Below are 14,098 nucleotides of genomic sequence, written 5' to 3'. Positions count from 1 at the left end.
TTTGCCCAGATGAGTAATTCGTACACCGACTATTCCCACGACCATATGTTCCTGGGGAAATCACATGAAGAAAACGCCAAGCGAACCTTGTGGGTAGTGGCTCTGACCGTCGTAATGATGGTTGCTGAAATCACCGCAGGTTATCTCACTGGCTCAATGGCGTTGCTTGCTGATGGATTTCACATGGCAACACACGCTGGAGCACTTGGCATAGCCGCAGCTGCTTACGGTTACGCAAAAAGACATGCCTCAAATGCTCGCTACAGTTTTGGAACTGGCAAGGTTGGAGACTTGGGTGGCTTCGCATCTGCTCTGATTTTGGGACTGGTCTCTTTGGGAATTGCCGGAGAGTCGCTATTTCGTCTCTTTCAACCGACTCAAGTGCAATTCGGGACAGCGACTCTTATCGCAATTGTCGGATTAGCAGTGAATGTGGTGAGCGCGCTTTTGCTGTCTGGCGGTCATAATCATCACCATGGGCATGACCACGGCCAAGATGAATCTCACCATGCACATGGTCATGACAATAATCTGCGCTCTGCTTATATTCACGTCATTGCAGATGCACTGACTTCGGTTCTGGCCATCGCAGCACTGCTTGCTGGTCGTTACCTTGGTTGGGTCTGGCTCGACCCTGCAATGGGGATTGTGGGTGCAGTTGTCATCGCACGCTGGGCTTGGTCGTTGATGCGGGTGACTGCGAGTGTATTGCTAGACCAGACAGATGATCATGTCGCTGAAGAGATTCGTGAACTGGTTGAGCGACAGGGAGATGCTTCGATCATAGATCTTCATGTCTGGCAGGTAGGGCCGCAAGCCCGCGCCGCTATTGTGAGTGTTCTAGGCAGCCCAGCAGTGAATGCACAAAACATACGAGAACGGCTTGCGACAGTTCATGAGATCACTCATCTGACAGTTGAGTACCGCACGAAGCCGGGCGCTGTTTCACCCGATCAGGTCGCCGTTCAGGCTTAGCAATGAGCCCGTAGTTCGCATAAGTTCGCCGAGGAATTGACCAATGGCCAAGGACATCGAGAATCCGTGTACTTCTGTCTGCCAGTTGAACAGCGAACTGTGCGTCAGCTGCGGTCGCACCAAGGAAGACATCAGAAAATGGAAACGAATGAAGCGTCCAGAAAAAATGGCCGCTGTACAACGCGCGACCCTGCGTCTGAAAAGCCTGCAAAAAAAGAACTCTCAAACCACTGTAATTTAACTTTTCTACGCTTTCAGCCGAGACAGATGTCCAGATTCGGAAAGGCAAGCTGAGTGGCAACGCCACCCGAACTTAGCACTATCGTGGTCAGATGCGCAGTGCTTGTCAGCAGACGGAGCATGGCGTCATCTCAAATTGTTATTGAGGACAGCGGTACGGGGTTATCCGATTCGGCGCAGGCGCGCCTTTACAGCTTGTTGCTGATCGTCCTTTGCGTATTGCTTGAGAATGAAATCAACATAGCATGTCCCGCTGCATGGCCATGAGCTGGGACCATGCTGTGGCCGAATGGATGAGGTGGGATTAGTTTGCGGGGTATTCAGCAATGACCTGATCTACGCCGGCTTTGGTCAGGCCGATTATTTGGTAGGTCTCATGTACTCCGTCGACTTCCATTCCTGGAGAACCTGCTGGCATTCCAGGAGCAGCGATCCCGAGAAGGTCGTCACGCTTACTCATCGCAATTATTTGCTCAACTGGCACATGACCTTCAACAAACTTCCCGTTGATCATCGCAGTGTGACAAGACGAGAGTCGTGGAGCGACACCTAGATCTTGTTTGACAGCACTCATGTTGGTTTCTACATGATCAATGACGGTGAAGCCATTGGCCTCAAGATGCTGAATCCATTTTTTGCAGCATCCGCAGTTTGCATCTCGATGCACATCGATGGTCAGGGCCTGCGCCGCTTGAGCCGTTGAGCCGATGAACAGCGCAGCGAATGTTGCAATACGCAGAAATCGACTTGAAAGTCGGAAGCTACCTGTCATGAATATTTCCTTTTCCCTTGGAGACGGCGAGATGTTCTACGAAGCAATAGAACCCCACTCAAGCGTTCATGCCGCTGCAAAGGTTACATTGAAGGATCTACTTTAGAGTCGGGGAGCCAACTCCCCGATCATTTGAATTCGTAGGGCTAGTGCTCAAATCGCTCAGAACCACATCCGAATACCAGCTACAAACCGGGCCTCGTTTGTCTTTTCCCCTTCATCGCTGGCTAGGTCAGCCGTCTTACCATATGAGCGATTCCAGCTAACACCAATGTAGGGTGCGAATTGACGAGTAATTTCGTAGCGCAACCGCAGGCCTAGTTCGGTGTTGGCCAATCCAGATCCTATGCCGCGCTGAGGATCATTTTTCCCGTACAAGTTTACTTCGGCGGTCGGCTGCAAGATCAGGCGATTGGTCAACAGGATGTCGTAATCGCCTTCAAACCGAGCTGCGGTTTGACCGTTCTCACCAATATAAGCAGTCGCTTCAGCTTCAAAGTTATAGAGGGCCATGCCCTGAATACCGAGCGCTCCCCATGTTTGAGGTGACCCAGGTTTGAAGTCTTGTCGAATGCCGGTGACGACATCCCACCAAGGACCGATGGCGTGTCCCCACAGAGCCTGAAGTTCAGCGTTCTCGGTTACGCCATTGGTACGTTCGCCTTCCGAACGCAACCATAGGCGATCGACGTCACCGCCGATCCACCCTTTTGCATCCCAAGCCAGCGCACTACCGTTGTCAGCGTCTTGGTACTCAAATTTATCCAGGAGGATGAACGAGTTAATTTTTTTATCGTGCACACCATGGCCTGGTAAGTCTGGAAAAGCGGCGGCCCGGTCAGCGTCGGTAAGTACGGGGATTGGGGTTCGGCTTGTGGTAGTCGCCCCTCCATCCATGCTTTCCATACCGTCCATTTGCCCGTTATCGCTGTGATCCATAGCCCCCATCTTGCTATGGTCCATGGCTCCCATTGAGCCGTGGTCCATCTTGGAGTGATCCATCGCGGCATCTTTCGGTTTGGCGGGTTTGGATTTTTGTGCAGTTGAAGACTTTGCGTCCGCACTTGATGGCATCGCCATCGACGGATCCATCTCTTCAGCGGCTTGAGCCATGAAAAAGAATGCTGGACCGGTAGAGACTGCAAGTGCCATCAGCGTTGGGCGTAAAAACTTACTGGTCATGATCTCAATCTGCCTTTTTGGTTTTTTGGTCATGATCCATCGACTCATGGCTCATCTGGCTATGGTCCATCGCCCCGTGATCTAGCTTCGAATCGTTTGCCGTTGCTGGCTTGTCCGTTGCTGTAACAGGAACAGTGGTTGAATGGTCGCTGCCATTTTCCTCTGCCAGCACCGTGGACGAGAGTCCACCCAGCAGGACAGCGGCAAAGAGGCAACCCACGAGGGAATTACGATTTCGGTATGTGCTCACAGATCGTCTCCTTTACTCATCAACCCGTACTTCACGGAACATGCCCATTTCCATATGGAAAAGCAGGTGACAGTGATATGCCCAACGGCCTAAGGCATCAGCGGTGACTCGATAGCTGCGTTTGGTACCTGGTGGCATATCGATCGTGTGCTTGCGCACCATGAACTTGCCGTTCTCGTCCTCAAGGTCACTCCACATGCCGTGAAGGTGGATGGGGTGTGTCATCATGGTGTCGTTCACCAAGGTGATGCGCAGACGCTCGCCATACTTCAGGCGCAGCGGTTCGGCGTCAGAGAATTTGATGCCGTTGAACGACCACGAAAACTTCTCCATGTGACCGGTCAAATGAAGCTCGATGGTACGATTTGGCTCGCGGCCGTCAGGGTCTTGGAAAGTGCTTTTCAAGTCGGAGTAAGTGAGCACTCGACGACCATTGTTCCGCAAGCCTATGCCCGGATCACTTAGCTTTGGCGTTGGATTCATGGCTTGCATATCAACCAGGGGATTGTTGGTTTCAGAGGCAGGGTGTGTCTGCATTTCTCCACCCATACCACCCATGCCAGCCATCCCTGACATATCACCATTGCCCATCCCAGCCATCTTGCTGTGATCCATGCCCGCCATGTTAGTCATGTCACCGCTGTCCATGCCGGTCATCCCGGTCATGTCACTTTGGTCCATACCGGTCATCTTGCTGTGGTCCATGCCCGCCATGCCCGCCATGCCGGACATGTCACCTGGTGTCTTCTCTGCGCCGCCCATACCAGCCATGCTGCCATGGTCCATACCAGCCATACCGCCCATCCCCATGTCATCCATAGTGACGATTGGACGTGGATCTATAGCAGGTACCTGAGCAACTAGCCCTTCACGAAGAGCGAGGGTTCCGCGTGCATAACCCGTCCGATCCATAGACTGGGCGAAGATGGTGTAAGCCTCTTCACTGGCAGGCTCTACGATCACGTCATACGTTTCAGCTACGGCGATGCGGAATTCGTCAACACTCACTGGGTTGACGTGTTGGCCGTCGGCGGCCACAACGGTCATTTTCAAACCAGGAATGCGGACGTCGAAATAGCTCATCGCCGAGCCGTTGATAAAGCGTAGTCGTAGCTTCTCACCCGGCTTGAAAATACCGGTCCAGTTACCGTTTGGCGCCTGGCCATTCATGAGATAGGTGTAAGTATCTGCGCTGACGTCTCCAAGGTCGGTTGGGCTCATGTTCATTTCAGCCCACATCTTCCTGTCAGCTACTGTAGCTGACCAACCTTGCTTACTGACATCGTCGATAAAATCACCAACGGTGCGTTTATGGTGGTTGTAGTAGCCCGACTGTTTCTTAAGCTTGGCCATGACGCGACTAGGATCTTCATCGGTCCAATCAGTCAACATCACCACATAGTCGCGGTTGTATTGAAAAGGTTCAGGCTCTTTCGAGTCGATAACGATTGGCCCGTAAACCCCTGCCTGCTCCTGTAAGCCCGAGTGGCTGTGGTACCAGTACGTACCATTCTGATGAACCTTGAACTTGTACTCGTACATGCCGTCGGGTGCGATGCCATGGAAACTCAAGCCAGGTACACCGTCCATATTGGCCGGCAGAATGATCCCGTGCCAATGGATTGAGGTGTCTTGGTCCAGGCGGTTTTTTACACGCAGGGTGACTGTCTCTCCTTCGCGCCAACGCAGCAAAGGTCCTGGCAATGATCCATTGATGGTCATGGCTGTTCGCGGCGAGCCGGTAATGTTTACAGGTGTTTCACCAATAAACAGATCAAATTCATTGCCGGTGAGTACGCTCGGCAGACCTGGACTTGTCACCGCCCATACTGGAGTGCGCCAAAGGCCAAAGCCGCCGAGAATGCCACCAGCGGCCAAGCCTTTTACGAATGTCCGTCTAGAGGTTTTGGAATGCATGCCGTTTATTTCCAATCAGTCAAAAGGGAAGCCGTGCGAAACAACCGATCATGAGTTGCCCGGATCAGCTTTGCCCACCGTCACAAAAGACAAACTCTTACGGCAAGCGAGCTCAGAAATTGCCACATTTAAACCACCGCAGTGATTACATTTCTGTCAGCTTGGAGGGCTAGCTATTTAGCAATTCTTGTGATCCATCGCCTTGGCTTTGCTTTCAGCGACGGGATGTTGGGCATTTTGCGTTTGAGCTACTCGGTACGATTCCATCGAATTATTCCTGGCCACTTCCATGCGTGCGAAAGTCCGGTCACCACCCCCTTCAGCCATAGCCAAAGAAGAGACGGTCAGAGCCGCGATGACGAACAAGGTTTTGATAGGGTTCATTTGGGGGGCCTCGGATGATTATTGGTGACCCCTGAATCCACATCAGTCGTTGACTCTAGGGGGTGAGCTTGAGGCTCAATAGGACTATAAGACTCATCCCCTGTCAGGAAGCTTAGGCCAATATTACAGTTGTGTCAGGTTGCGATATTTCTCTTGAGATGCAGAGTGATTAGTCCGTAAGGTCTAAGCTATCCAACGACACATAACCTCCATCCACCATCTAAAATTTACCTGTGCGGCGTTGTAAGTTTCCGGTCACTGCACGATGGCGTGGCGTTTTTTGAGTTTTTCGCTGAAATCATACATCGGCTCGGACGCACTACGTTAAGCACTTGAGTGTTCGATAGGTGGGAATTAAATGGCAGCGTAACTAAAGGTGGCCACCGGTGAGTATTAATTTTGACAAAGCGCTTGGCTCCGCAGAAAGAGCATTACGTTTTCGCAGCCAACGAGCTGAGGTACTTAGCAATAATATCGCTAATGCCGACACTCCTAACTTTAAGGCCAGGGACTTGGACTTTTCTGCTGTACTGGCTAGCCAAACAAAAGGAGGTTTGGCTACTCCGTTCTCTTTAAAAACAACAAACCCAAAACATATTGCCGTAAACGAATTAGTAAGTGATATTCACGGCGGTGCTTTGCTTTACAGTACGCCGAACCAACCTTCCATTGATCAAAATACTGTGGATCAACAGGTCGAGGTCGCAAAGTATACGGAAAATGAAATTCATTTCGAAACCGCCTTTACTAGATTAAATGGAGCATTTAAGGGGCTACTTAAAGCTCTGCGAGGTGAATAATAAACTTTACCCAGCGAGGGAATCAGCGCCTCAGGCGCTGATTTGGGAAGGGAAACCGAGTGCTTCGACAGTTTTACGGACTTGCTCTGGGTTTTCACTGCTTTCAACGCTTACCTTACCTGCTGCGCGATCCACGGAAATCATAGCCTCGCTGTCCAGTGACTGAATTGCTTTGGTGATTTTGCTGACGCAGCTACCGCAACCAATGCCTGATACGTTTAAGACGAACATGGTTATTCCTCTTGTGCTGAGCAGTCTATTTTCACCGCAACAACAAGATCAACGTTGACACCACGGTAAGGTCAAGAGTTATGTATAGCGGGCTGTGAGCATCGGTTACGCTCATTCAATTCGGGTATTCCTCAGCCTCAAAGCATTGAAAACTACAGACGCAGAACTGACGCTCATGGCTAACGCAGCAATCATTGGAGACAGAAGGTGCCCCGTCAGTGGATAGAGCAGGCCTGCGGCGAGGGGAATACCCATTGAGTTGTAAAGGAAGGCGAACCCCAAGTTTTGCCGCATGTTTTTTACCGTTGCAACCGAAAGTGCCCGTGCCCGTAAAATCCCCATCAGGTCGCCTTTTACCAGCGTGAGCTGCGCGCTATTCATCGCGACGTCAGTCCCTGTACCCATGGCAATGCCCACATCTGCTCGCGCCAAGGCCGGTGCGTCGTTGATACCGTCGCCGGCCATGGCAACCTTTCGACCGGATTGCTGGAGGTCCGCCACCAGGCGCTCCTTGTCCTGAGGTTTCACTTCACCATGAACCTCTTCAATACCCATCTCCTTGGCGACAGCACGTGCGGTGGTGAGCCCGTCTCCCGTGGCCATGATGATTTTTACGTTATCAGCCTTAAGCTTGGTGACTGCTTCTTTAGAGGTCGGTTTTATCGGGTCTGAGACCGCTAGTAATCCTGCCAAGACCCCGTCAACTGCTAGATAGATGATGCTGATGCCTTCAAGGCGCAACAACTCTGCACGTTCTTGTAAGACCTTTGTGCTCACGCCGGCAGCTTCCATCAGTGCAGTGTTGCCCAGCTGTACTTTCTTGCCATCAACGAGACCACTCACCCCAATCCCTGAGCCGGACTCAAACGATTCAGGCTTGGTGAGCGCAATATTTTCAGTTCGGGCGTGATCGACGATGGCGTGTGCCAAAGGATGTTCGCTGCCTTGATCAAGGCTAGCGGCCAGTTGAAGCACATCGCGTGGGTTGAAATCTGGTGTGGCCTCCACACTGTGAAATACCGGCCGTCCCTCTGTCAGGGTTCCCGTTTTATCGACAATCAGTGTGTCGATCTTGCAAAGGTTTTCGATGGCACTGGCATCTCTGAACAGCACACCCATACTGGCGGCTTTACCCGTCGAAACCATGATCGACATGGGCGTTGCCAGACCCAGAGCACAGGGACAAGCGATGATAAGCACGGCGACAGCGTTGATCAGGCCGAAGACCCAGCTGGGTTCCGGGCCGAACAGTCCCCAACCTATGAGGGTCAGCAACGCAATCGCGATAACCGCCATCACAAAGTAGCCGGCGATCGAGTCGGCCATTCGTTGCATGGGCGCTTTGGAGCGTTGGGCTAGTGCGACCATTTGTACTATCTGCGACAGCATGGTGTCAGCGCCGACCTTTCGCGCCTCCATCACCAAGCTTCCATGAGTATTAAGCGTGGCACCGATCAGACTATCCCCTGCTCTTTTCATGACCGGCACAGGTTCACCAGTGAGCATGGATTCATCCACCGCACTTTCTCCCTCGAGTACAGAGCCATCAACTGGCACTTTTTCACCAGGTCTGACCCGCAAATGGTCTCCCAAGTGAACATGGGTAAGAGGAATGTCTTCCTCCTGACCATCGGCGTTGATCCTGCGTGCAGTCTTGGGAGATAGGCCAAGAAGGGACTTAATGGCGGCGGAGGTTTGTGACCGTGCTTTGAGCTCAAGAATCTGCCCAAGCAAGGTGAGCGAGATGATGACCGCAGCGGCTTCGAAGTAGACGCCGATGCGTCCATCTTGCATGAAGGTGGTGGGAAAACTTTGGGGAAATAGGGTTGCCGCGACGCTGTAAAGATAGGCTGCGGCAGTACCTAAACCAATCAGAGTCCACATGTTTGGACTGCGATTTCTAACGGATGCTATGCCTCTTACAAAAAAGGGCCAACCTGCCCATAAGGTGACCGGAGTGGCAAGAGCGAACTCGATCCAGTTTTGAACCGAACCATGGAAGATTTGTAATGAGTGACCCGCCATGGCTAGAAGGGCCACCATTACGGTTAAAGGCAGCGACCACCAAAAGCGGCGGGTGAAATCCAGGAGCTCGGGTTTGTCATCGTCATCAAGCGCGGGCATGACGGGCTCTAATGTCATGCCACATTTAGGGCAATTGCCGGGCCCTGGCTGTCTTATTTCCGGGTGCATAGGACAGGTAAACTCAGTGGCTACCTGTAGCGTGGGCTCTATAGCGGCGCTGCTGGGTTCAGCGCTGGGATGATTACCAATGTAGCGTTCTGGATCTGCCCGAAATTTCTCTTGGCATTTCTGGCTACAAAATTGATACGTCTGTCCTTGGTAAGACTCGCCAAATTTACTTGGAGGTATAACCGCCATACCGCACACCGGGTCGCGTAGACCACCGTCATTGGGTGAGGCAGCGTGGGCGGGACCGTGATCGTGGTGGCTCGGTGGAGTGGGCATAGCTATTTCTCTTCCTTGTTGGTTCCTGCCTGATCGCCATGGTCATGTCCGCCATGTCCATGTCCAAAAAAATGCATCAATGGACAGATCAACAGGATGAGGTAGGGCAAATACGGATAAACGTGGGTGAAATGTTCCCGCACCCCGTAAAAGGCACCGATCGCAATGAGCATGATCAGTACAACGCCTGTTTTGCGCCTCCAAAATGGTGGGGAGGTGCTTCCAGCCGGATGCTGATGCTTATCCATGATCTAGACCCCGTGTGTGAGCGTGTTGCTCTGATCTCTGCCTCAGAGCATAGCGAACTCTTGCGTCGACGCGGTTTTAGCGGTCGGTTCAGGCTTACTTCAAGTCAAATTGACCGACCATCCCCGACTGGTAATGACCTGGCACGTTGCAGGCAAATTGAAGTCCAGTTGTGTTGTTGAAGGTCCAGATCAACTCCTTGGTTGCCCCTGGCTCGATCAGCACGCTATTCGGGTCGTTGTGTTCCATTCCAACCATCTTCATGCCTCCCATGCTATGGCCCATGTTGCCCCACATTTTTCCAGTTCCGGTGGGTGTAAGCGTTCCATTCTGGAACATGCTCGCCATTTCTTTTTGGTGCGCCGCGTGAGCAGCGGCTTGGCCGATATTGAACTCGTGCAGCAACGCCCCTTTGTTGTGAAGTACAAAGCGAACCGTTTCACCGGGCTTTACGTCGATGCTTTTAGTTTTGAAGAAAATATCACCCATCTCTACATCAACCGTGCGAGTGACCTCTGAGGCGACTCCAGGCTGACCGATATCCTCTTTCCCATGACCTACGCTGGCCATCGCCGTAGCGCCGAGGAGTAGGGTGATTGCCGCAATAACTGGAGTAATGAGCTTAGTTTTCATGGTGACCTCGAGAGCCAGTGGAAAATACTAGCTATGCTAAAGGGATAGAGCTGAGCGTTAACTGACTTGAACACTACATTTCTGTCAGTTTTCCTGAGAAAACACGGCGCCCAGATGACGCCGTGTCTAGTGGGCGGTTCAGAGAGCCCCGTAGGAGTTATTCGGTTACTGATGGTTCTCAGAAAGCATCAGTTTGTGCTCGCGCTGCATTTGGTTCAAAACGTCATCAACCATGGCGTCGTGTTTTTCCATCCAGGCGAGATGTTCCTGAGGTGACATTGATGCTTTTGGATGATCTAGATGAAGCTGGCCCATGATCTCGCCCAGTATTTTCATATGCTCGGCCATGTGAACATGGCGCTGCCCTTCAGGAGCTTTTTCAGCTTGTACCAAGGTCGCTTCGGCTTTATCGCGCAGGCTTTCCATGCGCTCCATAATCCGATCTGCACCACCTTCAGCCAACGCAGATGCTGAGATGAGTATCGAACTAGCAAAGAATAGGACTTTTAAACGGTTCATGAGGAAGCTCCTTTTTGATTTGTTTTCCGGCTCCTCTAGCTTTCATGGTTAAGAGTCGGTCGAGCACCAGAAAGTACTCATGCTCGAACCCTAGACAGCACTCGCTGACATCTACCTGAAGCCAATATTACTTTTCTGTCAGTTGCTGGTTGGCAGAGGCATTTCATTGCAGACTCAGCCTCACAATTATTCGAGAGCCATCCCCATGAGACTTCTGGTTGCGGAAGACGAACCCAAAATAGGTATTTATTTGCAGCAAGGACTCACCGAGGCGGGGTTCAATGTTGATCGTTTTACCAATGGCAAAGACGCGCTTCAGCACGCCTTGAGCGAGGCGTATGACCTGCTGATTCTCGATGTGATGATGCCTGGGCTGGATGGCTGGGAAGTACTTCAGAAAGTGAGAGCATCCGGAAAAAATGTCCCTGTGCTTTTCCTCACGGCGCGAGACCGAGTTGAGGATCGGGTAAAAGGACTTGAGCTGGGGGCTGACGATTACCTGATCAAACCCTTCGCATTTTCTGAATTGCTGGCTCGCGTCAGAACGCTGCTGCGTAGAGGTACCACTGCCCCCTCCCAAACCCATATGAAATTGGCTGATTTGGAGGTGGACCTCCTCAAACGCAGGGTTATCCGCGCAGGCAAACGTATAGATCTAACGGCCAAAGAGTTTGCGTTGCTCGAATTGCTGCTCCGTCGTCGAGGTGAGGTTCTGCCCAAGTCGCTTATTGCTTCCCAGGTCTGGGACATGAACTTTGACAGCGATACTAACGTCATCGAGGTTGCTGTCAGGAGGCTCAGAGCAAAGATTGATGATGATTTTGAGGTCAAGCTTATCCACACCTCTCGAGGCATGGGGTACATGCTGGATGCGCCGGATTCGGGGACGGGGTCGGAATGAAGCGAATGTCCCTGACTACGCGCATGAGCCTGATGTTCATGCTAGCTGTAACGGCTGTGCTCACCGTCGCTGGACTCAGTTTTAACAACCTCAGCCGGCATCATTTCAAGATGCTGGATCAGCAGGCGCTGAACGAAAAGCTTCACTCGACGCAAAGAATTTTGACTGGGTTGAACAGCATTGATCAATTCAGTGATGTTAAGCCTGAGCTGGAGGCACTGCTTGGTGCTCATCGTGATTTGACAGCTCTTATCATCGATGGTGACGGTAAGCTCCTGTTTGCTGACCCAGGTCCGATCGTAGTTCCTGAAGACTTCCGAACGGTCACAAACAGCAATGTCTGGGAGTGGCGAGACCAGGAGCAGATATTTCGAGGCGTGACGGCGCAAGCCATAGTGACGGGGCAGGACAAGCCATTGACAGTGATGTTGATCTTTGATGTTACTCAACATATGGCCTTCTTCGAGACGCTTGAACGATGGTTTTGGATAGGACTGGTGATAAGCGCGCTGGTCAGTGCTGCACTGGGCTGGATGGTAGCGCGTAGTGGACTACGACCTATTCGCCTAGTCACTCAGGTAGCAGCTTCGATGTCAGCTAAATCGCTCAAAGAGCGTATTCCATTAGGTCCCGTTCCCCAAGAGCTCCAGCAGATGGTGCTCTCGTTCAACGCAATGTTATCTAGACTGGACGATGCGTTTGTTCGTTTATCGAACTTCTCTGCGGACATTGCTCACGAATTACGGACACCCGTTAGCAATTTGATGACTCACACTGAAGTGATTTTATCTAGAAAAAGAAATATTGAGGACTACGAGGACAATCTGTACTCAAATCTTGATGACTTGAAACGTATGGGACGTATGATTGATGACATGCTTTTTCTAGCGAAATCAGATAACGGTCTAATTACACATGAAAACAAACCGATTGACCTGGTAGCAGTAGTAGAGAAATTACTCGAGTACTACCGTTTGCTGGCTGATGAGCGAGGGATCGACCTGAAGGTCACAGGCAGGGGTAGCGTCCGAGGTGACGTACTCATGCTCGACAGGGCCATCTCTAATCTGCTCTCAAATGCGCTCCGGTACACCCCCGAAGGAAAGTGTATTACTGTCGATATTCGGCAGAAAGGAACTTCAATATCAGTCTCTGTGGAGAACCCGGGAGAGCCCATTGCGTCCGAGCATCTTGAAAAGCTGTTTGATCGATTTTATCGCGTGGACCCAGCTCGCAGAGAAGGAAGTCCAAGTAATGCAGGGCTAGGTTTATCGATTACTCGATCTATCATTGAAGCGCATGACGGAAAAATATGGTGTACGTCGTTAAACGGAATAACAGCCTTTCATATTGAACTCCCATGTGCTGATGCAAGAAAGGTCTAAGACACCTTGTTCATATGTATGCAGGCAACATGTGGTTAGCTCAATAGGATCGTTTTTGGATGAGAGAAAACTCTTGGAGCGTTCCAAAGAAAGTCGCGTATTTGGCGCCGTATCCGGGCAGATCAGTGCCAAAAACCCGCCCCAAGCTGACTGAAATGTAATCGAACAGTTTGCGTTCATGTGGCATCGTGTACTCGCACTGTGACGTTGGAAATCTTGTGATTCCTCCCTGTCCAGCCGGCCCTAGAACACGGAATTTGCTAGGTATTCGTCAGTGGTTTTAACGAGCGTCAAAAAGTAAAAAACTAGATATTCCCTAAAAACCTAGAACCAACAGCTTTTGCTGTCAGGAGTCTTGCATGTCATTCCTTAAAACTACCACCGTAGCTGTTGCGCTGACTGCGGGTTTGCTTCTGAGTGCAGTTGCTCAGGCGCATCCAAAGCTGGTTTCTTCTACTCCCGCTGAAGGATCGGATGCGGCGGCTCCGTCTAAAATCGAACTGCACTTTTCTGAGAATCTAACGACTCAGTTCTCTGGTGCAAAGCTGATTATGACCGATATGCCTGGTATGCCGAATTCACCTATGGGCGTAAAAGCTAACGTGGCAGGTGGCGGTGATCCGAAGACGATGGTTATTACACCCGCATCGCCATTGACCACGGGTACTTACAAAGTCGAATGGCGTGCCGTTTCCTCGGACACTCACCCGATTACCGGCAACTTTTCTTTCAAAGTGAAATGATTCATGAGCGACTCATTAAATATCGTTGTTCGCTTTGCTCTTTATTTCGACCTGATGCTGTTATTTGGACTGGCAATTTTTGGTCTTTATAGCCTCAGGGGAAAAGAAAGAATATCGGGAACAGTTTTGAATTTTGAGTCGCTTCTTTACAGTACTTCTGCTGTAGGTGTAGCTCTGTCCCTTGCCGCCATGTTGTTACTTGCGAAAGCAATGAGTGGCGTGTCGGGTTTCATGGAGCTACATCACCATATCTTTCAAATGGTTCTCATGGGGACTGACGTCGGTTTGACCTGGATGGTCCGAATAGGGGCGTTGGTGACGGCCATTATTGGCGTTTCCCTGAACAAGCGCTTTCCAACACTGAGTCTTTGGATTGTCACTGTCTGTGGCGCGATTGCGCTAGCGACGCTGGCATGGACAGGGCACGGAGCAATGGACGAGGGGAGCCGTC

General features: G+C 51.3%; 16 protein-coding genes and 1 pseudogene. 7 read left to right on the top strand and 10 right to left on the bottom strand.

Going from position 1 to position 14,098, the window contains the following annotated elements; all coding sequences use genetic code 11:
- Window positions 1-9 precede the first annotated feature (9 nt).
- Together dmeF and TU80_RS26470 are read left to right on the top strand one after the other, a co-directional pair.
- The gene (gene dmeF, locus TU80_RS26475; RefSeq protein WP_008437453.1) at window positions 10-975 is read left to right on the top strand and encodes a CDF family Co(II)/Ni(II) efflux transporter DmeF; all 966 of its coding nucleotides are present in this window, start codon (window positions 10-12) and stop codon (window positions 973-975) included.
- A gap of 43 nt (window positions 976-1,018) precedes the next feature.
- Window positions 1,019-1,216, top strand: a complete 198-nt coding sequence (locus tag TU80_RS26470) for a DUF1289 domain-containing protein (RefSeq protein ID WP_008437450.1) — start codon at window positions 1,019-1,021, stop codon at window positions 1,214-1,216.
- 303 nt (window positions 1,217-1,519) lie between these two features.
- On the opposite strand, the gene TU80_RS26465 is transcribed toward TU80_RS26470, so the two are convergent.
- From TU80_RS26465 to TU80_RS26450, 5 genes are all read right to left on the bottom strand, one after another.
- Entirely contained in the window at window positions 1,520-1,987 is a 468-nt protein-coding gene (locus TU80_RS26465) for a DUF411 domain-containing protein (RefSeq protein WP_008437448.1), read from the bottom strand.
- A 162-nt stretch (window positions 1,988-2,149) separates the two neighbouring features.
- The gene (locus TU80_RS26460; protein ID WP_008437443.1) at window positions 2,150-3,202 is read right to left on the bottom strand and encodes a copper resistance protein B; all 1,053 of its coding nucleotides are present in this window, start codon (window positions 3,200-3,202) and stop codon (window positions 2,150-2,152) included.
- Window positions 3,174-3,419, bottom strand: coding sequence for a hypothetical protein (locus TU80_RS32810; RefSeq protein WP_024073347.1), 246 nt, complete (start codon window positions 3,417-3,419; stop codon window positions 3,174-3,176). Before TU80_RS32810 ends, TU80_RS26460 begins: the two co-directional genes overlap by 29 nt.
- A gap of 12 nt (window positions 3,420-3,431) precedes the next feature.
- Window positions 3,432-5,336 (bottom strand): copper resistance system multicopper oxidase, encoded by a 1,905-nt coding sequence (locus tag TU80_RS26455; RefSeq protein WP_008437439.1) that lies wholly within the window; start codon window positions 5,334-5,336, stop codon window positions 3,432-3,434.
- A 177-nt stretch (window positions 5,337-5,513) separates the two neighbouring features.
- On the bottom strand, window positions 5,514-5,720 hold the full coding sequence (locus TU80_RS26450; RefSeq protein WP_019821302.1) for a co-regulatory protein PtrA N-terminal domain-containing protein: 207 nt from the start codon (window positions 5,718-5,720) through the stop codon (window positions 5,514-5,516).
- 386 nt (window positions 5,721-6,106) lie between these two features.
- Here TU80_RS26450 and flgB point away from each other — a divergent pair, with 386 nt between their 5' ends.
- Window positions 6,107-6,520: a flagellar basal body rod protein FlgB gene (flgB, locus tag TU80_RS32125; RefSeq protein WP_008437437.1), complete on the top strand. Its 414-nt coding sequence runs from the start codon at window positions 6,107-6,109 to the stop codon at window positions 6,518-6,520.
- 30 nt (window positions 6,521-6,550) lie between these two features.
- Here flgB and TU80_RS32120 read toward each other — a convergent pair whose 3' ends face one another.
- From TU80_RS32120 to TU80_RS26435, 5 genes are all read right to left on the bottom strand, one after another.
- A complete protein-coding gene (locus TU80_RS32120) occupies window positions 6,551-6,751 on the bottom strand; it encodes a heavy-metal-associated domain-containing protein (protein ID WP_008437435.1) in 201 nt (66 codons plus the stop codon).
- A gap of 111 nt (window positions 6,752-6,862) precedes the next feature.
- Entirely contained in the window at window positions 6,863-9,220 is a 2,358-nt protein-coding gene (locus TU80_RS26445) for a heavy metal translocating P-type ATPase (protein ID WP_024073349.1), read from the bottom strand.
- Between the two features lie 2 nt (window positions 9,221-9,222).
- The gene (locus TU80_RS32115) at window positions 9,223-9,468 is read right to left on the bottom strand and encodes a DUF2933 domain-containing protein (protein ID WP_032899631.1); all 246 of its coding nucleotides are present in this window, start codon (window positions 9,466-9,468) and stop codon (window positions 9,223-9,225) included.
- A gap of 94 nt (window positions 9,469-9,562) precedes the next feature.
- A complete protein-coding gene (locus TU80_RS26440) occupies window positions 9,563-10,099 on the bottom strand; it encodes a cupredoxin domain-containing protein (protein ID WP_008437431.1) in 537 nt (178 codons plus the stop codon).
- Window positions 10,100-10,264: 165 nt separating this feature from the next.
- A complete protein-coding gene (locus tag TU80_RS26435; RefSeq protein ID WP_008437430.1) occupies window positions 10,265-10,618 on the bottom strand; it encodes a co-regulatory protein PtrA N-terminal domain-containing protein in 354 nt (117 codons plus the stop codon).
- Window positions 10,619-10,823: 205 nt separating this feature from the next.
- Between TU80_RS26435 and TU80_RS26430 the strand changes: the two genes are divergently transcribed.
- The 4 genes and pseudogenes from TU80_RS26430 to TU80_RS26420 form a co-directional block, all read left to right on the top strand.
- Complete coding sequence (locus TU80_RS26430; protein ID WP_008437429.1) at window positions 10,824-11,519, top strand: heavy metal response regulator transcription factor; 696 nt, start codon at window positions 10,824-10,826, stop codon at window positions 11,517-11,519.
- Window positions 11,516-12,904: a copper resistance membrane spanning protein CopS gene (gene copS / locus TU80_RS26425; protein WP_008437425.1), complete on the top strand. Its 1,389-nt coding sequence runs from the start codon at window positions 11,516-11,518 to the stop codon at window positions 12,902-12,904. The genes TU80_RS26430 and copS overlap by 4 nt, the downstream gene beginning before the upstream one ends.
- Before the next feature lie 359 nt (window positions 12,905-13,263).
- Window positions 13,264-13,647, top strand: coding sequence for a copper homeostasis periplasmic binding protein CopC (gene copC, locus TU80_RS32110; protein WP_008437424.1), 384 nt, complete (start codon window positions 13,264-13,266; stop codon window positions 13,645-13,647).
- A 3-nt stretch (window positions 13,648-13,650) separates the two neighbouring features.
- Window positions 13,651-14,098: pseudogene (locus tag TU80_RS26420) on the top strand (copper homeostasis membrane protein CopD); the annotation flags it as partial.

It is taken from the genome of Pseudomonas veronii (genome assembly GCF_001439695.1).
GTDB classification, from domain to species: domain Bacteria; phylum Pseudomonadota; class Gammaproteobacteria; order Pseudomonadales; family Pseudomonadaceae; genus Aquipseudomonas; species Aquipseudomonas veronii.
Note: the sequence above shows the minus strand (reverse complement) of the source record. Positions and strands in the feature narration are given on the sequence as shown.

Coding starts and splice junctions, on each gene's coding strand:
- dmeF (WP_008437453.1), top strand. CDS start 10: ATGAGTAATTCGTACACCGACTATTCCCACGACCATATGTTCCTGGGG.
- TU80_RS26470 (WP_008437450.1), top strand. CDS start 1,019: ATGGCCAAGGACATCGAGAATCCGTGTACTTCTGTCTGCCAGTTGAAC.
- TU80_RS26465 (WP_008437448.1), bottom strand. CDS start 1,987: ATGACAGGTAGCTTCCGACTTTCAAGTCGATTTCTGCGTATTGCAACA.
- TU80_RS26460 (WP_008437443.1), bottom strand. CDS start 3,202: ATGACCAAAAAACCAAAAAGGCAGATTGAGATCATGACCAGTAAGTTT.
- TU80_RS26455 (WP_008437439.1), bottom strand. CDS start 5,336: ATGCATTCCAAAACCTCTAGACGGACATTCGTAAAAGGCTTGGCCGCT.
- TU80_RS26450 (WP_019821302.1), bottom strand. CDS start 5,720: ATGAACCCTATCAAAACCTTGTTCGTCATCGCGGCTCTGACCGTCTCT.
- TU80_RS32120 (WP_008437435.1), bottom strand. CDS start 6,751: ATGTTCGTCTTAAACGTATCAGGCATTGGTTGCGGTAGCTGCGTCAGC.
- TU80_RS26445 (WP_024073349.1), bottom strand. CDS start 9,220: ATGCCCACTCCACCGAGCCACCACGATCACGGTCCCGCCCACGCTGCC.
- TU80_RS32115 (WP_032899631.1), bottom strand. CDS start 9,468: ATGGATAAGCATCAGCATCCGGCTGGAAGCACCTCCCCACCATTTTGG.
- TU80_RS26440 (WP_008437431.1), bottom strand. CDS start 10,099: ATGAAAACTAAGCTCATTACTCCAGTTATTGCGGCAATCACCCTACTC.
- TU80_RS26435 (WP_008437430.1), bottom strand. CDS start 10,618: ATGAACCGTTTAAAAGTCCTATTCTTTGCTAGTTCGATACTCATCTCA.
- TU80_RS26430 (WP_008437429.1), top strand. CDS start 10,824: ATGAGACTTCTGGTTGCGGAAGACGAACCCAAAATAGGTATTTATTTG.
- copS (WP_008437425.1), top strand. CDS start 11,516: ATGAAGCGAATGTCCCTGACTACGCGCATGAGCCTGATGTTCATGCTA.
- copC (WP_008437424.1), top strand. CDS start 13,264: ATGTCATTCCTTAAAACTACCACCGTAGCTGTTGCGCTGACTGCGGGT.